Origin of the sequence: Thalassobaculum salexigens DSM 19539 (assembly GCF_000423805.1) — a bacterium.
Taxonomy (GTDB): domain Bacteria; phylum Pseudomonadota; class Alphaproteobacteria; order Thalassobaculales; family Thalassobaculaceae; genus Thalassobaculum; species Thalassobaculum litoreum.
The window spans coordinates 576,071-600,297 of the sequence record NZ_KE384094.1 but is presented as its reverse complement, the minus strand read 5'-3'; the positions used below and the strand labels follow the sequence as shown (position 1 = coordinate 600,297).

22 protein-coding genes are annotated in these 24,227 nt (G+C 67.7%); 10 read left to right on the top strand and 12 right to left on the bottom strand.

The window, feature by feature from the left end:
* Both mrdA and rodA read left to right on the top strand, forming a co-directional pair.
* Complete coding sequence (gene mrdA, locus G578_RS0117975) at positions 1-1,998, top strand: penicillin-binding protein 2 (RefSeq protein WP_038015164.1); 1,998 nt, start codon at positions 1-3, stop codon at positions 1,996-1,998.
* The gene (rodA, locus tag G578_RS0117970; protein ID WP_028795423.1) at positions 1,998-3,155 is read left to right on the top strand and encodes a rod shape-determining protein RodA; all 1,158 of its coding nucleotides are present in this window, start codon (positions 1,998-2,000) and stop codon (positions 3,153-3,155) included. The genes mrdA and rodA overlap by 1 nt, the downstream gene beginning before the upstream one ends.
* Positions 3,156-3,173: 18 nt before the next feature.
* Here the strand turns inward: rodA and G578_RS0117965 are convergent, their stop codons facing one another.
* From G578_RS0117965 to G578_RS28640, 3 genes are all read right to left on the bottom strand, one after another.
* Positions 3,174-3,506: an STAS domain-containing protein gene (locus G578_RS0117965; RefSeq protein WP_028795422.1), complete on the bottom strand. Its 333-nt coding sequence runs from the start codon at positions 3,504-3,506 to the stop codon at positions 3,174-3,176.
* Positions 3,507-3,564: 58 nt separating this feature from the next.
* Positions 3,565-4,002 (bottom strand): ATP-binding protein, encoded by a 438-nt coding sequence (locus G578_RS26950; protein WP_051244984.1) that lies wholly within the window; start codon positions 4,000-4,002, stop codon positions 3,565-3,567.
* A 92-nt stretch (positions 4,003-4,094) separates the two neighbouring features.
* Entirely contained in the window at positions 4,095-5,213 is a 1,119-nt protein-coding gene (locus tag G578_RS28640; protein WP_028795421.1) for a hypothetical protein, read from the bottom strand.
* A 476-nt stretch (positions 5,214-5,689) separates the two neighbouring features.
* Between G578_RS28640 and G578_RS28635 the strand changes: the two genes are divergently transcribed.
* From G578_RS28635 to G578_RS0117930, 5 genes are read left to right on the top strand one after another with little or no spacing between them, the layout of a single operon-like run.
* Positions 5,690-7,447 carry an efflux RND transporter periplasmic adaptor subunit gene (locus G578_RS28635; protein WP_051244983.1) on the top strand — a complete coding sequence of 586 codons (1,758 nt, stop codon included), beginning with the start codon at positions 5,690-5,692 and terminating at the stop codon, positions 7,445-7,447.
* Positions 7,447-8,157, top strand: coding sequence for a hypothetical protein (locus G578_RS0117945; RefSeq protein WP_028795420.1), 711 nt, complete (start codon positions 7,447-7,449; stop codon positions 8,155-8,157). Before G578_RS28635 ends, G578_RS0117945 begins: the two co-directional genes overlap by 1 nt.
* Before the next feature lie 47 nt (positions 8,158-8,204).
* Positions 8,205-11,321 (top strand): efflux RND transporter permease subunit, encoded by a 3,117-nt coding sequence (locus G578_RS0117940; protein ID WP_028795419.1) that lies wholly within the window; start codon positions 8,205-8,207, stop codon positions 11,319-11,321.
* A 50-nt stretch (positions 11,322-11,371) separates the two neighbouring features.
* Positions 11,372-11,797 carry a hypothetical protein gene (locus tag G578_RS28630; RefSeq protein ID WP_156907379.1) on the top strand — a complete coding sequence of 142 codons (426 nt, stop codon included), beginning with the start codon at positions 11,372-11,374 and terminating at the stop codon, positions 11,795-11,797.
* A gap of 58 nt (positions 11,798-11,855) precedes the next feature.
* Entirely contained in the window at positions 11,856-12,647 is a 792-nt protein-coding gene (locus G578_RS0117930; protein ID WP_028795418.1) for a bestrophin-like domain, read from the top strand.
* 51 nt (positions 12,648-12,698) lie between these two features.
* Here the strand turns inward: G578_RS0117930 and G578_RS0117925 are convergent, their stop codons facing one another.
* Positions 12,699-13,292, bottom strand: a complete 594-nt coding sequence (locus G578_RS0117925; protein WP_028795417.1) for a hypothetical protein — start codon at positions 13,290-13,292, stop codon at positions 12,699-12,701.
* Between the two features lie 127 nt (positions 13,293-13,419).
* Here G578_RS0117925 and G578_RS0117920 point away from each other — a divergent pair, with 127 nt between their 5' ends.
* Entirely contained in the window at positions 13,420-14,070 is a 651-nt protein-coding gene (locus G578_RS0117920) for a nucleotide-binding protein (protein WP_028795416.1), read from the top strand.
* Positions 14,071-14,151: 81 nt separating this feature from the next.
* Here the strand turns inward: G578_RS0117920 and G578_RS0117915 are convergent, their stop codons facing one another.
* The 5 genes from G578_RS0117915 to G578_RS0117895 all read right to left on the bottom strand — a co-directional run bounded on the left by G578_RS0117915 (position 14,152) and on the right by G578_RS0117895 (position 18,786).
* Positions 14,152-14,964, bottom strand: coding sequence for a COG4223 family protein (locus G578_RS0117915; RefSeq protein ID WP_028795415.1), 813 nt, complete (start codon positions 14,962-14,964; stop codon positions 14,152-14,154).
* Positions 14,965-15,490: 526 nt separating this feature from the next.
* Positions 15,491-16,105, bottom strand: a complete 615-nt coding sequence (locus tag G578_RS29645; RefSeq protein WP_139189128.1) for a hypothetical protein — start codon at positions 16,103-16,105, stop codon at positions 15,491-15,493.
* 19 nt (positions 16,106-16,124) lie between these two features.
* Positions 16,125-17,660 carry a hypothetical protein gene (locus G578_RS26925; protein WP_038015161.1) on the bottom strand — a complete coding sequence of 512 codons (1,536 nt, stop codon included), beginning with the start codon at positions 17,658-17,660 and terminating at the stop codon, positions 16,125-16,127.
* Between the two features lie 57 nt (positions 17,661-17,717).
* Positions 17,718-18,125: a hypothetical protein gene (locus G578_RS0117900; RefSeq protein WP_028795413.1), complete on the bottom strand. Its 408-nt coding sequence runs from the start codon at positions 18,123-18,125 to the stop codon at positions 17,718-17,720.
* 247 nt (positions 18,126-18,372) lie between these two features.
* Positions 18,373-18,786: a hypothetical protein gene (locus G578_RS0117895; protein ID WP_139189130.1), complete on the bottom strand. Its 414-nt coding sequence runs from the start codon at positions 18,784-18,786 to the stop codon at positions 18,373-18,375.
* Between the two features lie 183 nt (positions 18,787-18,969).
* On the opposite strand from G578_RS0117895, the gene G578_RS0117890 reads away from it, so the two are divergent.
* Together G578_RS0117890 and G578_RS0117885 are read left to right on the top strand one after the other, a co-directional pair.
* On the top strand, positions 18,970-19,944 hold the full coding sequence (locus tag G578_RS0117890) for a hypothetical protein (RefSeq protein WP_028795411.1): 975 nt from the start codon (positions 18,970-18,972) through the stop codon (positions 19,942-19,944).
* Positions 19,945-20,054: 110 nt separating this feature from the next.
* Positions 20,055-20,480, top strand: a complete 426-nt coding sequence (locus G578_RS0117885; protein ID WP_028795410.1) for a DUF6524 family protein — start codon at positions 20,055-20,057, stop codon at positions 20,478-20,480.
* 55 nt (positions 20,481-20,535) lie between these two features.
* Here G578_RS0117885 and G578_RS0117880 read toward each other — a convergent pair whose 3' ends face one another.
* From G578_RS0117880 to G578_RS0117870, 3 genes are all read right to left on the bottom strand, one after another.
* Positions 20,536-21,441 (bottom strand): nuclear transport factor 2 family protein, encoded by a 906-nt coding sequence (locus G578_RS0117880; RefSeq protein WP_028795409.1) that lies wholly within the window; start codon positions 21,439-21,441, stop codon positions 20,536-20,538.
* Between the two features lie 93 nt (positions 21,442-21,534).
* Positions 21,535-23,118, bottom strand: coding sequence for an ATP-binding cassette domain-containing protein (locus tag G578_RS0117875; protein ID WP_028795408.1), 1,584 nt, complete (start codon positions 23,116-23,118; stop codon positions 21,535-21,537).
* Entirely contained in the window at positions 23,115-24,227 is a 1,113-nt protein-coding gene (locus G578_RS0117870; RefSeq protein WP_028795407.1) for a hypothetical protein, read from the bottom strand. The genes G578_RS0117875 and G578_RS0117870 overlap by 4 nt, the downstream gene beginning before the upstream one ends.

Below are 24,227 nucleotides of genomic sequence, written 5' to 3'. Positions count from 1 at the left end.
ATGCTGAAGGCGAGCGAGCAGGACGTCCAAAAGGTCTTCACCCGCCGCGCGCTGGTGCTGGCGGGAGGCAAGCTCGCCCTGATCGGCGCGCTCGGCGCCCGGCTGTACTACCTGCAGGTGGTCGAGGCCGACCGCTACGAGCTGCTGTCGCGCGGCAACCAGTTCAATCTGGAGCTGCTGCCGCCGGTGCGGGGGCGGATTCTCGACCGCAACGGCGTGGCGCTGGCCGACAACCAGGACAATTTCCGCGTCGAGATCGTGCGCGAGCAGACCGACGACGTGGCGGCGACCCTGTCGGCCCTGCGCTCGATCATCGAGGTGCCGGACTGGGACGTGCGCCGGGTGCTGAAGGACGTAAAGCGCAAGCGCGCCTTCGTCCCGGTCACCGTGGTGGAGAACCTGACCCGCGAGGAGATCGCCCGGGTCGCCGTGAACGCGCCCTATCTGCCGGGGATCCGCATCGAGGTCGGCCGCTCCCGGCGCTATCCGTTTGCCGACACGGCCGTGCACATCACCGGTTACGTCGCCGCCGTGTCGGAAAGCGAGCTGACCGGTGACCCGGTGCTGGAGCTGCCCGATTTCCGCATCGGCAAGAGTGGCATCGAGAAGCTGCACGACCTCGGCATGCGCGGGACCGCCGGCCGCAGGCAGGTCGAGGTCAACGCGCTCGGCCGGATCATCCGAAAGCTTCCGGGCGAGGACGGCGAGCCGGGTCGGGACGTCAAACTGACGCTGGACATCAACCTGCAGCGCTACGCCACCGAACGCCTGTCGCGCGGCAATGCCGAGCGGCTGCCGACGGAGGATCCGCGGGCGCAACTCGCCCTGGCGCAGGCCGAACCGGCGATGCGGGATCTCTATGCCGACCGGCAGACGGTCCTGGTCGATGCCGAGGGCAAGGTGATCGAGGCGGAGAGCGGCTCCGCGGTGGTGATGGACGTCCATACCGGGGAACTGCGGGCGCTGGCCTCCGCGCCCGGCTATGACCCGAACCCGTTCAACCGCGGCCTGTCCGCCAAGGACTGGGAAGAGCTGCTGACCAATCCGCGCGGGCCGCTCAACAACAAGGCGGTGTCCGGTCAGTATCCTCCGGGCTCCACCTTCAAGATGCTGGTGATGCTGGCCGCCCTGGAATCCGGGCTGGCGGGGCCGGACACCAAGTTCTTCTGTCCGGGCCATCTGACTCTCGGCGACACCCGCTTCCACTGCTGGTCGCGCTACGGCCATGGCTGGCTCGACATGAAGCAGTCGATCGCCCAGAGCTGCGACGTCTACTACTACGAGCTGGCCAAGCGGATCGGGATCGACCGGATCTCCTCGATCGCCAAGCGGTTCGGCCTGGGCGAGCTGACCGGGGTCGACATCCCCGGCGAACGCCGCGGCCTGGTCCCGTCCCGCGAGTGGAAGCTGGCGACGACCGGCGTGCCCTGGCAGATGGGCGAGACGCTGGTGGCGGCGATCGGGCAGGGATTCAATCTCGCCACCCCGCTTCAGCTCGCGCTGATGACGGCCCGGCTGGTCAATGGCGGCAAGGCTGTGGTGCCGCATATCGAGTTTCCCAACGGCCCGCCCGAAGCGGCCGAGGACATGGCCGTCGACACCCGCCACCTGGAAGCGGTGCGGGTGGCGATGTCGGAGGTGGTCAACGGGCCGCGCGGCACGGCGCGCAAGATCCAGGGCAGCCCGGACGACGTGAAGATCGGCGGCAAGACCGGCACGGCCCAGGTCCGGCGCATCACCATGGCCGACCGGGCGTCCGGCGCCTACAAGGAGGAGAAGCCCTGGCGCTTCCGGGACCACGCGCTGTTCGTCGGTTTCGGGCCGGTGGAGGCGCCGCGCTATGCCGTGGCGGTGGTGGTCGAACATGGCGGCGGCGGGTCGTCGATGGCGGCCCCGATCGGCGCCGACGTGCTGCGGGAGGCGTTGCGGATCGATCCGCCGGGGCCGACCGCCTCGGGCGAAAGCGGTGCTCCCACGCCCGAGAGGCAGGACGGTTGATGGCGATCTCCTTCCGCTCCGACGGCCTGAATCCGCCCGAACTTTCGATCGGCCAGAAGCTGGTGGCGATCAACTGGCTGCTGGTGCTGCTGGTGGTCACGATCGCCGGCGTCGGCTGCCTGATGCTGTATTCCGCCGCCAACGGCGACTGGACGCCCTGGGCCTACCGCCACGCCCTGCGCTTCGGCATTGGCCTGACCGCTATGCTGACCATCGCCCTGATCGACATCCGGTTCTGGATACGCACCGCGTATCTCGGTTACCTGGCGGCCCTGCTGCTGCTCGGGGCGGTGGAGATCATGGGCGAGATCGGCATGGGCGCGCAGCGCTGGATCGATCTCGGCCTGTTCCAGCTCCAGCCGTCCGAGGTGATGAAGATCTGCCTGGTGCTTGCCCTGGCCCGGTATTTCAACGGCCTGACCTACGAGGAGGTCGGCAACCCGCTGAACCTGATCATCCCGCTGCTGATGGTGGCACTGCCGGCTATGCTGGTGCTGAAGCAGCCGGATCTGGGGACGGCGCTGATGATGATCGCCGGGTCCGGCGCGATCTTCTTCCTGGCGGGCGTGCGGATCTGGAAGTTCCTGGCGCTGATTGCGGCCGGGGTGGCGGCGGTGCCGATCGTCTGGCAGTTCCTGCGCGAGTATCAGCAGAAGCGCATTCTCACCTTCCTCAATCCGGAGAGCGATCCGCTCGGCTCCGGCTATCACATCCTTCAGTCCAAGATCGCGCTGGGCTCCGGCGGAATCTTCGGCAAGGGCTTCCTGAAGGGCAGCCAGAGCCACCTGAACTTCCTGCCGGAGAAGCAGACCGACTTCATCTTCACCATGCTGGCCGAGGAGTTCGGCATGGTCGGGGCGTCGTGCCTGATCGGGCTGTACGTGCTGGTGCTGGCCTATGGCTTCGCCATCGCCATCCGCGCGCGCAGTCAGTTCGGCCGGCTGGTCGCGCTGGGGGTGACCACGACGCTGTTCCTCTACCTGTTCATCAACGTCGCGATGGTGATGGGGTTGATCCCGGTGGTCGGCGTGCCGCTGCCGATGATCAGCTATGGCGGCACGGCGATGCTGACGATGATGATCGGGCTGGGGCTGCTGCTCGGCGTCTCTGTGCATAGGGACGTGCGCATCGCCCGCGCCGGGGTCGAGGAGGACTGAGTCGGCCTCCGGTCGCAATCAGCCGGCGGCGAGCACCGCGTTCAGGTCGGGATAGACCTTGAGGATCGTCAGGAAGCCGCTGATCTCGAAGACCTCGCGGATTTCCGGCGACATGGAATGCATGGAGAACTGGCCTTTCGCCGCGGCGGTCCGTTTGGCCGCCACCAGCAGCACCCGCAGTCCGGCGCTGGACACGTAGTCGATGCCGCCGAAATCGATGGTGATCTTGGTCTGTCCGGCCCCGATCCGCTCCAGCAGGGCCTTCTCCAGCTCCGGCGACGTGTTGCTGTCCAGCCGCCCCTTGGGGGCCACTTCCAGCAATTCGCCATGGGTCGCGGTGTCGATCTGCATGTTTCCGGATCCTTCCAGGTCAGTCTCGGGTCGAGAGTAACGGTTCGTCGTTGCGCCGTCATGCCGGGGCGTTGAGCGCCAGCACCATGTCCAGCACGTTGCGGTCGCCGTCGCGGGTATAGCGCGTCTCGGCCATCACGGTCTTGACGATGTGCACGCCGAGCCCGCCGATGGCCCGGTCCTCGACGCTCGCGTCGATGTCCGGTTCCGGTGCGTCGGTCAGCGGGTCGAACGGCCGCCCGCTGTCGGCGATGCGGATGTCGAGCCGGTCGCCGTCGAGGGTGAGGGCGATCTCGATCGCATCCTCACGGATGTCGCCAGTATCGAAGCCGTACTTGATGACGTTGGAGACGATCTCCTCCACCGACATGTCCAGATGCATGGCGCTGCGCATCGGCAGGTCGTGCGCCTCGGCGAAGCCGCCGATCTCCGCGGCGATCCGATCGAGCTCCTCGGCCCGGTTGGCGGCGGTGATGGTCATGGTCGGCGTCGGCATCGCTCAGGCCCTCGCGTCCGGCGCGACGATGCCGTGGCCCGGCAGGCGGCCGATCTCCTCAGCCCGGTCCCGACACCGACAGCGGACCGCCGTCATGAGCGGTCCGCTCCGGCGCCCGGAGGCGTCGCGATGTGAGGAGCCGCCGCCAGGGCGTCGAGCGCTTCGTGCATGCGGGCGAGCAGGAGCTGATCGTTGCGGGCTGTGTCCAAGAGCTTTCCTCGCAGTTCTGCGACATCGGCGGCGATCTTGTTCGCCACCTCCGCCAGGCCGCCATCGGGTAGATGGTGGTGGAGAATCCGGATCAGGCGGGTGATCTGGAGCAGGACACGCAGGATGGAGAAGCCGAACTCCGGCACCGCGGTTCCCGTCTTGGACACCGTATTCTTCAGCATTCTCACATAGTTCGGCGCCAACCGCAGCAATCCCGATGCGAAGTCGCGCACCACATGCTCGCTGATCGTCTCCACATGGGGATGGGCATGGGTGCGCTCGCGCTCGACGACGTCCAGGGTGCGCGAGATGACGGCGACCACATGCTCGACGGAGACCAGCATGGCGGCAATGTCGAAATGCACGAACATGTCGGCCGCGTCGCCCCCACGATCGATCACGGTCAGCGCCGACAGCAGGGCGATCTTGGCGTAATGGTCGCGAAGCCGCCCGACCTCCGCCATGGCCTGGCGGTCGTCCAACCGGGCGGCCACCCGGATCATCGCCTCCATGGCGGCGAGATCCACCATCGCGGCCCGGTAATCGGGGGAGTCTTCCGGCGATTGCAGCGCCTTGAACCGATCGACGCGGTCCGTGGCCTCTGCCGCCATCCGCGCCCCGATCCGCTTGATCAGCGCGCTGGCCTCGGTGCCGGATCCGCTGGCCCGTTGCCAGGCGGCCAGGGCGCCGAGCAGGGCGGCCGCATCCAGCGGACCGACGGCCGCGTCCCCCTCGGTGTCGGCGCCGGGGTTCCGCCAGCTCTCGCGGGCCGCGTCGTCGAACGCCTGCGCCAGGGACGGGAGAACGTCGACGACAATCTGTCGCTGCAGCCGGCTCGCACCGCTCTGGGCCGTCCGCCGGAGGTCGCCGCCCTCCGCCTTCGCCCGGCGATAGTCGTCACCGAATCGCGACAGGCATCGAACGGCATTGTGGACGGCGACGGTACCGCCCAGGGGGGCGACGAGGCCGTGCTCGACAGCCCGCAGGCTTGCGTCGAACATGTTCGAGCTCAATCGGGGGTGCGCCGCCATGACCGCGCCGATGCCTCGTCGGTGACGTTGTGATCGGGCAGGCTACCTGTGCCGGCCGGTCAATCCAACTGTTCCGGCCAACTGTTCCGGCCAACTGTTCCGGAAGGGCTCGCGCCGGCGGCCGGCGGCTGACGTCGGAAAAGCTAACCTAGTCGGGAAGTTGCGTTGGAATCATTCAAAGATCTTTGTTTCATCAGCGAAGAATTTCGGACATGTTATAACCTCTCCGTAAGCCTATTCCCGTCAGGCTGAACGTGGCATGAATTCGGCGACATGCTTTCGGATCAGAATGTACGAGGAGCTAGAGTTCGTGCAGCGGACTGTTGGTCGGATACGGGCGTGGAGGCGCCGCATGGCAGAAGCTCGCGGTTCGGGAGCGTCTATGGTTGTTGCCTGGGGCAGTTGCCAGGTGCACCTGAAACAGAATGTTGAGAGGTGACGCGTCGATGAGTTTTCGAGCCGCAGCGATAGCAGCGTTCGCGATCGGGGGACTGGTCGCCGCCGCAGGACTGGGCGGAGCGCCGGTCGATGCCGAAGCACAGGGCGATCCGGCCGCGCCGGGCGACGTGTCCGCCAATGTGCCGGCTGCCGAAGCCGCCGCCGACGGAAGTGCCGACCGAAGTGCAGCCGGACTCGTGTCCCGCAGTGCCGGCGGCCTGAACGCCGGCGCGAGCGCGGTCGCCGAGACCGGCTGGCAGCTTGCGGCGGGCGCCTATTATCTCGGCGGCGAACTCGTCGAATCGTCGCAGATCATCGGTATCAGCACACTGCAGATGCTGGGCCTGCTCTCCACCGAAGGGGCGCAGGACCGCGCGCGCCTTGGTGAAGGCGGCGTCGCGAGCCTGTGGTGGGGCAGCAGCGCCGGGGACGAGCCGCCCGCCGTGGAGGCACCGGCGCCCCATCCGTTCGCCACGGAGACCACGACGCCGACGGCGGATCCCGCCGGCCGCCGGTCCGCCGGCGGCGACCGGTCGCTTCTTGCGGCGACCCAGACCGGACCGCGCAGCCCGTTCCGTCCGGTGGCGCTGAACACCGCCGACAGCGAGGGGGAGACGGCGCCGGGGACCTCTGCTGATCGGACCGCCTCCGACCAGGGCGCGGCGACGGACGATATCTGTTCCTGGGCGCCGAAGAGCAAAGGCAAGGCGGCGGCCCTCAGCGGCGAGGATGTCGCTGTGCTCAGCAGGCTCGGCCTGATGGATGAGAGCGCCCAGCGCCTCCCCGACGGCACGATCTTCCTGCCCAAGGTGACGCAGCGCCTGCTGGAGGTCCGCACCGCCTACACCTGCAAGGGCACGGTGTCGACGACCCGGCGGCTGGTGGGCCATGTGATCGCCAACCCGACCAGCAGCGGTCTGGTCCAGGCCGAGCAGAACGGCCGGATCGAGGCCGGCGAATTCGGTTTCCCGGTGATCGGGCAGCGGGTGGAGAAGGGCCAGTTGCTCGGCTATCTGATCCCGATCCTGTCGAGCATGAGCCGTGCCGAGCTGCAGGGCCAGATCGCCCTGGTGCGCGGCCAGATCGCCGAGCAGGAACTGGCGATCGCCCGGACGCGGGAACTGCCGCTGCTGCCGTTCCGCGAGGGGCGCATTCTGTCCCTGCGGATCGAGCTCAACCGGCTGCGCGCTCAGCGTGACGCCCTGATCGAGGGGCTGGACGCCCGCCAGCCGCTGATCGCGTCGGTGTCCGGCGTGATCGCCCGGTCCGAGGTACGCGTCGGTCAGGTGGTCGAGGAGCGCCAGCTGCTGTGGGAGATCGCCGATACCGACGATCTCTGGGTCGAGGCCGACTCCTTCGGGTCGCAGACCAATTTCGCCGATACCGGTTCGACGGCGCAGACCCAGGACGGTCAGGTGATGGATCTGGTGCTCCAGGGCCTCGGCCTGTCCACCGACGGGGCGCAGTCCTCGCCCGTTCAGTTCCGCGTCGACGGTGTGCCTGACGGCGTGCGGATCGGCCAGCAGGTCGTGGTGAACGTCCGCGAGCTCGGCGAGGTCGAGGGCGTGCTGGTGCCGCGCAGCGCCCTGGTGCGCCAAGGCAACGGCGAGATGACGGTCTGGGTCGCCAAGGGCCCCGAGCAGTACGAGCCGCGCAAGGTCAAATGGAGTTCGGCCGGCGCGGAGGTGGCGATGATCGAGGCCGGCCTCGAAGACGGCGTACGCGTCGTCGTCGCCGGGGCCACCCTGTTGTCGGAGATCCGCTGATGCACCGCACGAATGCCTGGAGCGCCCGGATGATGAAGTGCGCGACGATAGCGGCACTGGCAGCGCTGATCCTGACGGTGCCGGCGGCGGCCCCGAAGGCCGGCCCCGGCCATAACCACGGGACCGAGGAGGCGCTGCCGACGGTGTCCCTGGACGACTTGCGTCCGCGGGCCATCGCCGCCGGAACCTGGTTCGAGTTCGTCGCCATGCCGGTCTCCGGCGCGCTGGCGATCTTCCTCGACAACGCCGACACCAACGCCCCGGTGCTGGACGCCTATGTGGAACTGCTGACCGTGGCCGACGCGCCGCTGATCGCCGAGCAGGTGGTGCCCGGGGTCTATCTCGCCTCGCCCTGGCCGCCCGCCGGAGTCGATCCGGAGACGCTGCGCGGATCGGACGTGGTCGTGACCGTGGTCGCCGAGGCCGGGGAAGACCTGATGGTCGTCGGCCTGTCCGATGCGGTGGTCGACGCGTCGCTGGAGAGCGGCCAGACCGCGCCCGGGGACGGCCATGCGAGCCTCACCGACGGGGTGAGCGAACTGGCGTCGGCCGAGGACGCCGGTGGGACCTGGATGATCCTGATGGGTGGTCTGCTCTCGCTGGCCGGCCTGTCGGCCGGCATCCGCTACCGGGGCGTCGCCCGCTGGGTCGGCATGAGCGCGGTGGTCGCCGGCCTTGCCATCGGCATCTCGACCACCGGCCTGGTTTGAGGGCCGGCCTCTCCATCCCGCCTACCTGACTGTAGAGAGCCGGCTCCATGTTCGCTCAACTCGTCCAGCAAAGCCTACGGAACCGGCTCTTCGTCCTGGTGATCGCACTCGCGATGGTCGGCTACGGCCTGCTGTCGCTGAGCCGTATGCCGGTCGACGTCTATCCCGACCTGACGCGCCCGATGGTCACCATCATCTCCGAGGTCCCCGGCCTGTCGGCCGAGGAGGTGGAGGCGCTGGTCACCTACCCGATCGAGAGCGGCATGGCCGGCCTGCCGGGGCTGGCACGGGTGCGCAGCGTCTCCGGGCGCAGCATCTCCATGGTCTATCTCGAGTTCGGCTGGGACACCGACGTGCTGGTCGACCGCCAGTTCGTGGTCGAGCGCCTGGAGCAGATCTCCGAAACGCTGCCGCATGGCGTGGTGCCGTTCATGACGCCGATGTCCTCGGTCATGGGCGAGATCATGCTGCTGGCCTTCACCAGCGACGGCGAGACCTCCGCCATGGAGCTGCGGGAGATGGTGGACTGGGTGGTCCGCCCGCGCCTGATGGCGGAGCCGGGGGTGGCCCAGGTGATCCCGATCGGCGGCGAGGTCCGGCAGTTCCGCGTTACGCCCGATCCGGCCCGGATGATGGCGGTGAACGTGACCATCGACGAGTTGTCGGACGCGATGCGCAGCTTCGGCACCAATACCGGCGGCGGTTTCGTCGAGCAGTCCGACCGCGAATACGTGATCCGCAACCTGGGCTCCGGCAGCAAGCTGGAGGATCTGAGGCGGGTCCGCGTCGCCGAGCGGGACGGCATCTCGATTCCGCTCGAGCAGGTCGCCGATGTCGATTTCGTCGCCCGACCGAAGCGCGGCGACGCCGGATACGGCGGCTCGGCGGCGGTCATCACCTCCGTCATGAAGCAGCCGGGCATCGACACGCTCGACCTGGTGGACCGGGTGAAGACCGCTCTCGACGGGCTGAGCGCCGGCTTCCCGGCCGATGTCCAGGTGCATTCGCCGCTCTACAACCAGGCGGATTTCATCGAGATCTCGATCGACAACGTGAAGCGCGTGCTGATCGAGGCGTCGGTCGTCGTCGCGATCGTGTTGGCGGTGTTCCTGGTCAATGCCCGCACCACGATCATCTCGCTGACCGCCATTCCGATCTCGGCCCTGTCGGCCATTCTGGTGCTGCACGCCTTCGGCCTGTCGATCAACACCATGACGCTGGGCGGTCTCGCCATCGCCATCGGCGAGCTGGTCGACGACGCGGTGGTCGGCGTGGAGAACGTGTTCAGGCGATTGCGGCAGAACGCGGCCCTGCCGACGCCGCGGCCGGCGCTCGAAGTCATCGCCAACGCCTCCATCGAGGTGCGCTCCGGCATCCTGATCGCCACCATCATCATCATCGTCGTGCTGGTGCCGCTCTACGCCCTGTCCGGGATCGAGGGGCGGATGTTCACGCCCTTCGCCACCGCCTACATCATCGCCATCCTGGCGAGCCTGCTGACGGCGACCACGATCACCCCGGTGCTCTGCTACTACCTGCTGCCGAATTCGAAGCTCATGCAGGCCGGCGACGGCGCGGTGCTGTCGAAGCTGAAGCAGTGGAACCGGTGGATCGTGCGCTGGGCGCTGGCCCGCTGCTGGACCCTGGTGGCCGGCGTCGCCGCCGTAGCACTGCTGAGCGGCCTGTCGGCGCTGGCCCTGCCGCGCATCTTCATGCCGACGGCGAACGAGGGCTCTCTGGTCGTGCTGGTGCAGGCGCCGTCCGGCACCTCGCTGGAGGCCTCCAACCGGATCGGCGGCGTGATCGAGCACCTGCTGCTGCAGGTCCCCGATGTGCTTGCGGTCGGCCGGCGCACCGGTCGGGGCGAGCTCGACGAGCATGCCGAGAACGTCAACGTGAGCGAGTTCAACGTGCGCCTCGCGGTCGGCAGCCGACCCGGCGAGGAGGTGTCGGCCGACATCCGCCGGAAGCTCGCGCCGTTCCCGGTCCGGGTGTTCATGGACCAGCCGATCTCGCACCGGATCGACAACATGATCTCCGGGGTGCGGGCCAAGATCGCGCTGAAGATCTTCGGCGACGATCTGGACGTGCTGCGCAATCTGGCGGAGGGCTTCGCCAAGGACATGCGGACCATTCCCGGCATCGGCGACGTGGCGGTCTCCACCCAGTCGCGCCTGCCGGAGATCTCGATCGCGGTGGACCACGAGCGGGCGGCCGCCTACGGCATCGCCCCGTCCCAGGTGCTGGAGACCCTGCAGCACATGGCCCTCGGCTTCACCCCCTCGGAGGTGTTCGAGGGCGAGCGCCGCTTCGATCTGGTGATCCGTATGAAGGACGCGGACCGCGATTCCGAGGGCCTGTCGGCGCTGCTGATCGATACCCCGCGCGGCCATGTGCCCCTGTCCACCTTCGCCGACATCATCGAGACCGACGGTCCCGACAACATCGACCGCGAGAACATGCGCCGCCGGATCGTGGTGCGCGCCAACGCGGATGCCGGCGACATGAGCCAGGTGGTCGACGCCATCAACGATCAGGTGAGCGTGGCCGAACTGCCCACGGGCTATTTCGTGAACCTGGACGGCACCTTCCGGGCCGAGGAACACGCCTCGAAATCGATCCTGCTGCTGTCGCTCGCCTCTCTGGCGATGATCTTCGTGGTGCTCTACACCCGCTACCGCCGGACCAGCCTCTGCCTGATCATCATGACCATCATCCCGATGGCGGCGATCGGCGGCATCGCCGGGCTCTGGGTGTTCAACCTGCCCCTGTCCATCGCCGCCATGTTCGGTTTCGTGACCCTGGCCGGCATCACCGCGCGCAACAGCATTCTGAAGATCAGCCACTACATCAACCTGGTGCTGAGCGAGGGCGAGCGCTTCGGCGACGACATGATCGTGCGCGGCAGCGAGGAACGGCTGGCGCCGGTGCTGATGACCAGTCTGTCGGCCGGGCTCGGCCTGGTCCCGCTGCTCTTCGGCTCGGAGATCCCGGGACGCGAGATCCTGCACCCGATCGCGGTGGTCATCTTCAGCGGCCTGATCAGCGCCTTGGTGCTGGACACCCTGCTCACCCCGGTCCTGTTCAAGCTGTTCGGCGAAAAATCGCTCGAGTATCTGCAGGCTCAGAGACTGGAAGGCGGCGGGCTCAAGGAAGCGTATTGAGGCCCCCGGAGAAGAGACGAAACGTCAATCGAATGGAAAGGAACAAGCAGATGCGCATCGTTCGCGATCTTCTCACCGTGGCCCTGATGGCGGGCGGCCTGGCCCTGTCGGCCGTGACCCTGTCGGCACCGGCCCTGGCCCAGCATTCCCACGGCGAACACGAAAAAGGCCCGAACGGCGGGCAGATCTTCGCCGTCGGCCCCTATGATGCCGAGATCGTGGTGCAGGAAGAGGCGCTGATCGTCCGGCTGATCGAGCATGGCGGCAAGGACCTCACCGAGGAGGCGACGGGCGGCGACCTGGTGCTGCTGATCGGCGGCAAGCCGACCAAGATCGCCCTGGTCATGGAGAACGGCGCGCTCGTCGGCAAGCTCGACGACCACCTGCCGGATGAGGTAGATGCTGTCATCCGGATCAAGACCAAGGACGGTAAGGTCCACGCTGGCAAGGGCGAGCTCGAGCATGAGCACCACTGAGCGGGCGTGAGGTCGGGCGTGCCGGGATGACCGGGGTCGGTCAGGGGGAACGACGGCGATGACATACGATATCGGTCTGCAACTGGCCGGCGTTCCGCTGAGCACCGCGATACCCTTCGCGGTCGCAATCGGCATCCTGCTGTCGATCGTCGGCTCCTGGCTGGTGAACTCGGTGTTCACCCCGTTCGAACTCGAACCGAACAACTTCATCGGCGGGGCCAAGTTCGGCTTCCTCGGCGAGGTCTACGCGGTGACCCTGGGCCTGGCGATGATCGGCGCCTTCGATCATTTCACCACCGCCCAGACCAATACCCAGCGCGAGGCGGCGACGCTGTCGTCCCTGTCCTGGGCGGCCGACACCTATGACCAGCCTGGGCAGGAGGCGGACCGCGCGGCCATGCGGCGGGCGGTCCAGGAATATGCCCGGGCGGTGGTGGAAAAGGAGTGGCGAGTGATGAGCTACGGCCTCGCCGATCCGGACGTCTCCAACCGCCTCGCGGATATGAACGACGTCTTCATGCGGGTCGAGCCGATGACCGAGGCGCAGGCCTCGCTGCAGCAGAACACCATCGAATGGGTGAATCAGATCAACGAGTACCGCGCACTCCGTCTGACCACGGTGTCGCGGTCGCTGATCGCCCTGGTTTGGGCGGTGCTGGTCAGCGGCACCCTGATGGCGATCGTGTTTCCCTGGTTCTTCGGGACGGTGAACGTGGTGTCGCAGACGGTGATGTCGGCGCTGCTCACGTCCTTCCTCATGCTTCACCTGCTGATGGTGCTGCAGCTCAGCTATCCGTTCATCGGCGACGCGTCGATCAGTCCGACGGCCTTCCTGAACGTCATGCGATAGGCGGGCACGGGGTAGGGGGTATTCGAGGCCGGAGGTAACCGACGCAGGCGCCTATTGCGCGGCGGCCGGGACGAAGGTCCAGGACGCGTCGAGGTCATCGTCCTCCACGGAGATCGTCACCTCGGTCATGCTCAACCCGACCGGCGGCCGGTTCTCCTGCATGTCGGAGGCGTTCAGCAGCAGGCGCACCAGCTCCATCTCCGGTCGGAACGGCGTGTCCTCGACCTCCAGCACGTCGCGCCACAGGGCCAGCCGGCCTTCCTTCTCGATCTTCCGCTCATAGGCGAAGGTGATGCCGTCGACCTGCTTGCCGTCCTTGGTGAAGCTGATCGATGTCAGCCGGAAGCCGGCCCGATCGGCGATGGCGGCGAGACCCGCCGGGTCGTCGTAGGCCATCCCGGCGACGGCGCGTGCCGCACTCTCCCCGCGATCGGGAATCTCGATCGCGCCGAGGGTGCTGTCGAACCAGTCTGAGATCGCCGTCTCGATTCCCGAAACCCAGCCCGCGACGGCCTCCAGCGCGGAGCCGACGACCCCTGCGCGGGCGGCCGACGGCTGCGCGACGGCCAGTGCCGCCGCGAGGATCACCACGGAGGCGCCGGTCCGCAGGATTCTGCGGCTGGAAGTGCTCTTGGAAAGGATCATTCGAGAAACCGCCCGTCAGGAAACCAGCGAACTAAAGCGGAAAACGGGCCGCCGGGCAACATCATGGTATCGCTTGTCGGTGCCGTGGTTCATCATTGCGCCATCACTGCACAAGATGTTGTCCGCCATGGCCAGTATTCTCGTTGTCGCCACCAGTAAGGGTGGAACCGGAAAGACAACCATCGGGGCCGCGCTGGCGTCTTACTGGCGCGACCAGGGCAAGGCGGTGGCCATTCTGGACACCGATCCGAACGAAGCCATGGCCCGATGGGCGCGCAAGAGCGCGTCGGGCTTCAAGGGCATCTCCGTGGATGCCAACGCCAACGAGCACGAGATCATCGAGTCGGTCTACGCCCTAGCGGAGAAGGCCGATGTGGTGGTCGTCGATACCGCCGGGTTCGGCAACCAGGCGATGGTCTATGCGGTCGGCGTCGCCGACATGGTGCTGATCCCAGTGATGCCGGACGAGGCCAGCCTGTTCGAGGCGGCGAAGATGAAGCAGGTGATCAGCTCCGCCAGCAAGCTGACCCGGCGCGAGATTCCGTTCCATTCGGTGCTGAACCGGGTCAAGCGGATGACCACGGTGGTGCGGCACACCGAGCGCAACCTGGAGCAACTCGGCCTGAACCCGCTGAAGGCGCGGATCGGCGACCGGGTGATTTTCCAGGAGGCGTCCTATCACGGCGCCTCGCCGCTGAGCCTCGCCCCGAAGAACCGGGCGACGCTGGAGATCCGCAACCTCGCCCGCGAGATCGAACCGGTCCTGTTCGCCGAATAAAGCGAAAGGGGACCGGCAGTGCCGATCCCCTAATCTGTGTCCGCGACGGTCTGCGGCGGCCCTCTTACTTCCGAGCGCCGGTTACTTCCGGGTGCTGGCCACCGTCTCGATCATGAACAGCTCCAGATCTTCGGTCGCCGTCTGCGCCTTCTGCTGGGTCTCGACCTGCTCGATCCAGTCCGCGGTCATCGCCTTCAGGGTCTCCGGCAGGGTCTGCAGCTCCAGGATGACCGCGTCGAAATCGCCGTCCTCGGCGGCGTCCTCCGCCCGCGCCATGATGGCGAGCGGCGAGGTTCCCTCCGGCGGGGTGGCGCCGTCGAGACGCCAGCGCAGGCGGGTGGTGGCCGCGGTCAGGTTGGCCATGGTCTCCGACACCCGCTTGGCCAGGTCGCCCTCGGACTCGACGGTCTGATAGGACGCGATCACGGCATGGGAAATGTCCCCGAAGCCGGCCTGCAGCTCGCGGGTCGTCGGGACGCCGGCCGGGGCGAGCGGCTCCAGCGCATACACCGAGGCCACCGCGTCGTTCTCGCCGACGATCGCGCGGAACAGGGCGAGCTCCTCCTCAAACGGATCGCCCGACCCGATCGCGTCGTTCAGGTCGGTGGCCGCGATCATGATCGACGGCACCTTCACCGCCGCGATCGATGCCTGCATGGCATCCTGCTCGACGCCGAGCGCCTGGATGTTCGCCTCCAGACCGGCCACGGCGGTCAGCAGATCGGTTTGCTGCACCTTGATGGCATTGAGGTCATCCGCGGTCACCGCCGGTTCCGCCGACCGGTCGTTGAGCACGGGGATCAGGATGGCGATGACGATGGCGGCGATGCTGAGAATGATCGGCAGGCTGACCAGCCCGGAACCGCCGGACGCGCTCGGCTGCGGCGCCGGCACACGGGTATATCCGCCCCCGGATCCCGATCCGCCCGATCCCGATCCGCCCGACCCCGAACCACCGGAGCCGGACCCCGATCCGCCGGACGGCGTGGCGCCGGTGGTTGAAGAGGATGTGGTCGACGAAGCTGCGGTCGACGAGGCGGCCGCCGTTGTTGCCGGGGCGGCTGCTGCCGGGGGGGCCGCAGCCGTCGGCGCTGCCGCCGGTGTAGCAGGAGCGGCTGCCGGTTTGCTCGCCGGTTCAGCCTTGGTCGCTGCCGCACTGGTGGCCGAGGCTGCGGCCTTCGCGCCCGGCGCCTTGGCGGCCGTGGAACGGGTGGCGGTCGATTTGCCGCGTGGTTTCGACGGCGTCCGTGTCCCGGTCGATGCGGTCTTGCGCTTCGTCGTCTTGGCAGTGCTGCCGGTGTCCTCGTCGGTCACGGTCATGTCCCCGTCTTGCGTGAGCCAGCCTTTGGGCAAAGCATACTACAGTGGATTTGAAATGTATCGGCCGCAGCGGCCCTGGCAGGTCGAAAGATGCCGAACATCAATGTCCCGCCGGCCGTTGCACATAACGGTAATACTGCAGGATCATCAGGGCGAGCAGCGCGGTCCAAAAGTTGAAGGTGCACAGCGTGTAGGCCAGCAGCATGATCACGTACATGGCCAATGCCTGCATCAGGAGTATTTCGTACATCATGGCGAAGACGCCAATCAGAAACTCCTCGCCGCGCAGCATGACCAGCGTGGCGATCGCCGACGCCAAGAGGGCGGCGCTCACGGCCACCCCGTAGATCATCCACGACCCGGAGAGGTCCTGGCTGCTCAGCATGCTCCAGAGAGCGTCGTAGCGGTACAGGCCGGGATTGGCGATGTCGGTGAGGAACCGGCGCCACGTCACGTCCCAGGCCCCGCCATCGGCGACGATCGCGTTGATGTCGAAGGAGGGGCGCTCGGGGCTGGCGGCGATCACGCCGATCCCCAGGAGAAGGCCGGTGGTCATCGCCAGCTTGGAGAGCAGCGGAATGCGGTGGAAGAAGACCAGGGGGCGGACATGCCAGATCAGGTTTGCCACCACGTAGCCGACCAGCGGCAGGGCCACCAGAACGATCCCTCCGACGAGCCGGGCACCGAGGGTCGATAATAGTTCCGCTGGTTCCACCGGGGGCTCGAGGCCGGCCCTATTGGACCTTGCTCGCCCCCGGGTTGGCCGGCTGCACCGCCGAGCGGGCATAGACGACCGTCTCGAGCTGCCGCACCGCGCTGGTTGCCTCCAGCCGCTCGACCACGGCGTTCAGCCAGTCGGCCAGGGCGGCGGAGCGCAGCTCCGACTGCAGGGCCGCACCCTCGCGGATGACCAGTTCGAGATCGTCGCGGTCGAGAGCGTCGTCCATGGTGGCGATCGCCGACACCAGACCGCCGCCGCGGCGCGCTTCCGGCACGGTCGAGGAGCCGACAAGCATGTTGAACCAACTGCCGACCCGCTCCGACCAGGATTCCACCTTGGCGACGAGGGTCCCCATGTTGTTGAAGATCAGCCGCAGGTCCCGGCGCAGTTGGGGGATCGAGGCGATGCCGTCCTGGGCGCTCGCGGCCAGGGTGGTCAGCGAGTCCTGAATGCCGGGCGCCCCGTTCAGCACCCGCTGGGCGAAGGCCAGTTCCGGGGTGAAGGACTCCGCCCGGATGACCGCGTCGCGCAGCTGGATGACCGCCAGGATCGGCATGTTCTCGTTCTTGAAGGTCGCCACGGTCTGGGCGACCTGGTCGTTCAGGTCGAGCAGCCCGTTGAAGTCGGTGACCAGGGTGCCGAGGCGGCCCTCGATCTCCTCGAGCCGGCCGGTCAACTCGGCGCTCGCGGCGGCCTGGTCGTCGGTGCGTCCTTCGGCCGCCGCCATGCGGTCGGTCAGCACGCCGAGATCGGCGCGGGTGGCGGCGACCTCCTCCTGAACGGCGGCGATCGCGCCCCGGACCTCGGCGGCGGAGTCTTCAAGCTCCGCGCGCAGGGTGTCGGTCACGCCGGTCATGTCGGTGTCCAGGTCGGCGATCTGCCCCGCCTGGGTATCGGTCGTCTGCGCCAGGGTACCGACCTGCGCGGACAGCGCGTCGAGCTTCTCGGCGAGGTCGTCGCGGAACATCAGCGCGCGGGCGTCGTCGCCGGACACGCCCTGGGTCGCGCCGACCCGCTCCAACGCCTCGTTCAGCCGCGCGATGCGCTGGTCGAGACCGGCATAGGTCACCTCCAGACGCTGGGTGTCGTAGCCGGACAGGATGTCGATGGTGTCGTCGTTCAGATACGGCTTGCCGTACTCGGTCAGCAACGCATGGATCTCGCCACGGTAGCTCGGCGCGCCGATGGCGGCGACGGCGGCGGCCAGGGCGATCAGCGCGAACAGGAACGTCAGGAAGGCGGCCGACCAGCTTCCGCGCCTCTTCGGGGCCGGGGAGGCGGAGCCGGACGTGCCCGACCCCGATGGGCCCGACCCTGACGTGCCCGATCCCGAGGTCCCGCTGCGGGCGGACGCCGAGGCGGAGAGCGACGGGGAGGATCCGGTGTTCTGGTCAGTCTTCTGGGAGGACGGCGCATCTTTGCCGGTGGACGACGCGGTCGACGTCTCGCTCGACCCGGTGCCGTCGGCCGTCCGGCTGCCCGGGTACTGGTTCGCCAGCTTCGCGAGGTCTTCGGGGTCCACGTTGGGCAGCCGTGGTCGGTTCGCCATTCTCGTATCCTCGGGCTTGTATCCTCGGCGCGTGGGCTGTCCTCAGACCCGGCGTGCCTACGCGATCTGTTCCGGTATGGAGTTGAACCAGCGCCGCGACCGGATGAGCCATCCATGCCGCTTGGCGGTAATGCCTTCCTCCAGCATCAGCGACTTCACCCGGCGCTTCGCCTCCTCCTCGGAGACCCGCTGGCGGGACTTGGCCCGATACATCTCCACGGCCTGGCGGAAATCCTGGCGCGACAGCCTGCGCTGCCGGTTCCGGCTCGCCTGGACGTTGAGGAACTCGCGGGTTCCCTCGTCGGCTACCCGCTGAAGCACCAGCTTCTGATCGTTCACGGTCGCCAGCATGGCGCCGTTCGCCTCGTCGAGGGACAGGTTGAAGCGCGTCATGCCGTCCTGAAGCAATCGGCGTTCCTCCTCGGCCCGGATGAAACCGCCGTTCATCCCCTCGATACGGACCATGTCGGCAAATCGCCGCCGTGACTCTGGATCTGACACCATCGACCTACGCTGCCTGTTCAGCAATTCCTTGAAATCCGGCGCATTTTATCAACGGTAATGGCCATTGGCGCAATCAGAATAAGATTCCGCCAGCGACTCTCCGGAACGGCCGCCGCTACGGGAAAACCCGAGCGTCGCCTCAGTTCCGGCGACCGCGCATGCCCCGGCGCCCAGGCCCTCATCGGCCGGGGCGCCCGCCGGACCCCGATTACAGCGGGTTCTCCAGAAGCGGGCCCTGCTGGGTGACCAGCCAGTGGGCGCCGACACCGCCGACCACCGCACCGGCCAACGTGGCCATGCCACCGCCGCCCAGCATATCGACAACCAGTGCCACGCCGACCGAGCCGATCGCGATCGCGGCCAGGTCGTTGGTGGTCAGAACCACGGTCTTCGACCCGGTGCCGATCTGCAGCGCGGTCTCGCGGGCCGCTTCAACCATGTCGTTCATGCTCGATTGCATGCGCTCGACCATGGCGTTGAGATTTTCCACCTGCTCCGGTGTGAGGACCGAACCGCCGACCGCTTCGGTGGACGGCGCGGTCGTCGCCTGCTGCGCCGACGCCGCCGAGACCGATCCGATCAGGATTCCGGCTGAAACCAATAAGAAAGCGAACGCTTTCATTTCGAGTACCCCCGTTTTTATAGCCGATACGTGACGTCGAGCTTTCGCGGTGCACATAATGCCCGACGGACCTTCCACCGTCATCCCGTTTATGGGCGCCGATCTTTTGATCTATCGTCACACCATAGCAGAAATCAGTCCGATAGGTTGGATCTTATGTATCGCATTTCTGCGACGCCTTTAATGCACACTCCGTGTCATTTCGTGTGCAGTCTCGGCCTCGCCGCGCTGCTGGCTTGCACGCTGTTTCTCGGGCCTTCCGCCCAGGCGTCAGCGGCCCGTGAGGTCTCGGCCGAGCGGGCGGAACGCTGGGTCCGGCGCGATGCCGTGACACTGCGCCGCACGGCCGAAGCGCTCGTCGCCGCCCGCCTGGGCGAGCCGTACCGGCATGTCGCCGACCGGGTCCCGGAATACAGTGAATGGGTGTATGGCTGGCTCTCCAGCCTCGCGGTCAGCGCGCGGCTGGCCGGTGTCGGCGCCCAGTCGGTGGGCGCTCAGCTCTGGCGCGGCGAACCGGTCGACACCGACGCGATCGTCGGCGACCTGGAGGCCTATGTGGGCGCGGCCTTCGAGGAGCAGGTGATCCGGCCGGAGACCACCGAGCATGAGCTTTTCGAAGCCTGGCAGCAGGCGGTGGATCAACTCGCCCGCGTCGACCGGAGGCTGGCGGCGGAACGCGCGGCCCGGGGCGCGCCGCAGGCTTACGCCCAGCCGTTCCTGGTCGACTGGTATCCGGGGGCGCCCGACCGGCTGACCCGGGGGGCCAAGACGGCGGTGCTGGACGGCACGATCGATCCGGCCCAGGCGGATCTGGTGCTCGGCCGGGCGGTGCGGCCGCTGTCGATCCGGCTGCTCAGCGCGGCGACCCGGCTGGTGATCGTTCCCGTGGTCATTCCCATGGTCGGCGGCGCCGCCGCCGTGACGGCGGCCGACACGGGCGGCTTCCTGGGGGCCTCGCTGTTTTCGGGCGCGATCGCAGCCGGACTCTGGGGGGCGGACTATCTGATCAACTGGGTCGACAGCGCCTGGAACCGGCCCGTCTTCGAGGCCGAGCTGCGGGAGGTGATCGCCGAGCAGCGCGACCGCACGGTCCAGGAGGCCCAGGCCCGAATGGACGCCGCCCTGTGCCGGGTGGCGGCGGTGGCCCCCGCCTGCTGACGCCTCTGCTGATCCCGCGGCTGATCCCTCTGCGGACCGGCTTGCCTGATCCGGCTGGCGTTCGTTAGGATGGCGTTTGTCATCGAAGGCCCAGCGGTGGATCGGATCGCATGGACGGACACTTTATTCTCGGCCCGGGCGGCGTTCTGGCGCGGCTTCTGTATCCGGCCTTCGTGGTGTTCGCCACGTACAACACCAGCGGCTATTCCTATTACCACTGGGTGGTCGACTACCCGGATCAGGACATCATCCTGAAGATCTGCTGCTTCGGTGTGCTGGGCTTCGCCTACTACAACATCACGGAAACCGGGGCGGTCGCCCTGCAGCGTACCGGCCTGCTGCTGGTCACGATCGCCGCCTCGGCCGGTGCCTGGTTCGCCATCGACAAGGATTGGGTGACGATCGACAGCCGCATCGACCTGATCAACGCCATGCAGTTCACCCTGGTGCTGATCATGGGCGCCGGGCTGTGCTACGCCCATATCCACTCGCGGATCGGCGGCGTGAAGATCGTCGAGGAAGGCCGCAACGTCTGATCGGTGACGCCGTCGCGGCCCCGACCCGAGCGCCCGGCCTGACTCGATTCTTCGGTCAGATCTGGTCGGCGCCCGGATAATTTCCGGGAATACGCGACGAATGGTGCATGCTGATCCGCGCGGGCGAGCCGGTCTGGCGCACCGCGAAGCTGTAGCGTGCCGGGGTGACCACCGGCGCACTGGTCACCGGATCCAGCCAGCTGAAGGTGTACAGCCCGCTCACCAGCGTCGCCCGGTCGGAGGTCAGCCGCTGCAGCTCCTGCTGGAAGCGCACGTTCAGCCCCTCATAGGACGCCAACCGGTCGAAATAGGTACGGATCTGTGCCGGGCCGACCAGCGGCCGCTCCTCCGCCGTCGCCAGCAGCAGGGCGTCGGGCGTGTACAGGGCGATGATCTGCTCGACGTTGCGCGCCTGCAGGGCGGCGGCCCAGTCCCGCAACACGCCGGTCCCGTCGCCGCTGGTCGAGGCCTGCATGGCGTCGGCGGCCGATCCGGACAGGCCGTCGGCGGCCATCGGCGGCGCCGGCAGCCAGGCCCTGGTGCTGGGTGCCGGGTCGGGAATGCCGTCGAACCAACGCGTGTCGCGCCAGATCCAGCCCGAGCGTGCCGGCGTCCAGCCCGACCGGTTGACCAGTTGGCGCACCCGGCGCGCCGCCTCGTTCGGTGTCACCACGTTGCCGGCCCGCGCGGTGAAGAAGTCGGACGCAGCCTTGAAATCCGACCGGGCGATGCGCCCGGCCTCCCTCACCCGGCCGGCGAGGAAGGCGGCCGTCTCGTCGGCCACCTCGCTTTCCAGGATCAGGTCGGACTGCCGCGCGCCGACCAGCAGGGCCGACATGGCGTCGTCCAGGGACAGCCCGAAACGGGTGGTGCCCATGTGCAGCAGCGCGCGCTCCTCTTCCAGCGCAATGAAGCGCCGGCCACTGCGAAAGCTGCCGATATAGTCGAGGAATTGCTGCATCACCCCGGATCCCGTGCCGCGTCGAGCCGCATTAGGGCGTGGGTGGGCGTGAAAATCCAGCAGAGCTTCGCCATTGTTTCCCCCGGCATCCCGTCAGAACGTCGCTTCCAGCCGCGCCGAGACCCGCTTGAACTCGATCAGCGTGAGGATCGACTGCCAGCTCAGCACGAAGGACAGGCCCCAGATCAGCGACTGGGCGATCGCCTTGTTGATGTCCAGCACGTCATGCTTCGGCCGGTATCCGAAATACAGCGCGATGGCGGAGGCGCCGACGATCGACGGGATGGTTTTGGCCAGGATCCAGTCCCAGCCGATCAGGAACGGCTCTCCCGGCGGCCAGAGGCGCTGGAAGAACTGGTCGCGCCACATGTAGGTGGAACCGTCGGGGAAGATATGGGCCCAGGTCATCATCGCCACCCAGGCGGTGAGGCTCACGGCGGCCGCCGCCAGGAAGATCGCCGCCACGCCGGACGCCGCCATGATCATCGTGTTGATGTAGATCCGGTGCGGCACGTTCAGGTTCCGCATCGCCTTGATCTGATCGGAATAGACCTTGTGGCCGATGCTCGCGGTGATCAGCGACGAGTTGCGCACGCTGATCAGCACCGCCGCCATCAGCGGCGCCAGCACCCGCAGCTCGCTGAAGGCGAGACCGGCCAGCGCGTCGGAATGGATGATCGGCAGCAGGTAGTCGCGGAACGGCAGGTACATGAAGATGAACCAGGTCGTCACGAAGCCGACGATGGTGCAGCCGAGGCCGACGAAAAGCAGGGCCGAGGGCGAGAAGCAGAGCTCCCAGACGTAGCGCAGGAAATACCGCAGTCCCCAGTGGAACCGCCACCGGGCGGCGGCGTCGGGCAGGGGCCCGCCATCCGCCAGCTCCTGCGGCGCCGCCTCGGATTTGGCCGCGGCTACCGCGAGGGCCGACGGGGGCTGCTCGTTCTCGATCGCCGACAGCGCCGTCTCGATGGTATCGGTCTCCACGGGCACTTCGACCAGGGCATGGGCATTCGAATCCAGCACCAGCGCCCGGTCGGCGACGTCGACCAGGTGTCGGAAGTGGTGGGCGATGATGACCACCGGGATGCCGATCTCGTCGACCAGGGCGCGCAGCATCTCGGCGAGCTGCCGCGAGGACGACACGTCCAGGCCGGAGTTCGGCTCGTCCAGGAACAGGACCGGGTGGTTGCCCAGCAGCGTGCGGGCGATGGCGACGCGCTGGCGCTGGCCGCCGCTGGCCGAGGCGACCGGCTGCTTGCGGTCGATATCCTCGATCAGCCGGTCGATCGCCTCGCTCAGGGAGGGGCTGATCGCGTCGCTGTGGTCGCGGGCGATGGCCAGGTTGTCGGCGACCGAGAGGTCGTCGAACAGGGCGAAGTTCTGGAACACCACGCCGCCGATCGCCACCCGGTCGGTGGCGAGGTCGTAGATCCGGTCGCCGTAGCTGATCTCGCCGGAGGCCCGCCAGCCTTCCTCGCGCGGGTCGATGGCGCCGGAGAGCATGTTGATCAGCGTCGATTTGCCGGTGCCGCTGGGGCCGGCCAGAAGCACGATCTCGCCGGCATTGAGGGCGAGGTCGACATCGTGCAGCAGCACGCGCCCGGCCGGCTGGGCGATGGAGAGCGACGCGACCGACAGGATCGGGGCGCGGCGCTCGGCGGCGGAGGCAGGGGTCAAGATCCGGCTCTCGTCAGCGGGGTGAAACGGTCCAGTATGCCGGACGGCAGGGGCTCGCCGTTCGGCACGACGACGGCGACCACATGGGGACGGCGCAGGAGAATATAGCGGATGATCCGGACCGCAAGCGCGTCGGGCCGCATCTGCGGGCCACGGCCGACAACGCTGGAGAAGATCGTCGTCGTTGCCGCGGCCGCCTCGCGCTCCAGCACTTGGAGTTCGTTGTGGAAGGCCGGGTCGCGGGAGATATCGTCCAGCAGCGCCTCGGTGCGCGGGTCGTCGGAGACCGCATCGATGAAGGCGTCGGCCAGGAGCACGCTGACCTGCCAGAACCGCCGGTCGCGGCCGAGATTGAGGGCGTGAATCACCATCGCGTCGAAGAATTCGTCGTTGCGCAGCAGGTCGGCCGCGGCGTCGCCCAACGGCGAGTAGTCGACCTTACCCTCGACCAGCAGGTCGAGCATGTTCTGCCAGGATGGGGTCATCATCTCCAGGGCGGCGGCCCGCAGCCGCGGGATCGCCGCGATCAGCAGGCTGTTGCTGAGCTCGGGTGCGTATTCCCGGCGGTAGATCTCGATCGCCCGGTCGGTCGCCGTGTCGAGGACGGGATCGGCGCGGACCTCGCGGTAGGCGTCGATGACGATCGCCTGGAGCCGCTCCCGGTAGGCTTCGTCGAAGGCCGGATCGCGGACGATGGACACGAACCGGTCGCGCATCGAGCGGGCGACCCGTTCCATGTCCTTGGCGATCTCCATCCGCGACTTGTCCGGCACCAGGGCAAGCAGCGAGCGGGCATTGGTCTCCAGCAGCAGCACCCGGGACTGGCCCACCGGATCGATCTTCACGTCGGGGAACACGGAGACGCGCAGCCGCTCGGGGCTGAGCATCACCACGCGGCCGATGGCGACCGACGAGCCGTCGTCGCGCAGCCGGTAGGCCGGGAAGCCGACGTGGTTGTTGATCTCGCGGGCCCAGTCCGGCCGCTCGAACTCGGCCGTGTTCTCGTTCTGGCCGAAGGGCGTGCCGTGGAAGGCGAGAACCCCGCTGGCGGCGAAGGCCGCCACGATCAGCAGCGAGAACAGATAGGCCGCGGCACGGTAGAGGGTCAT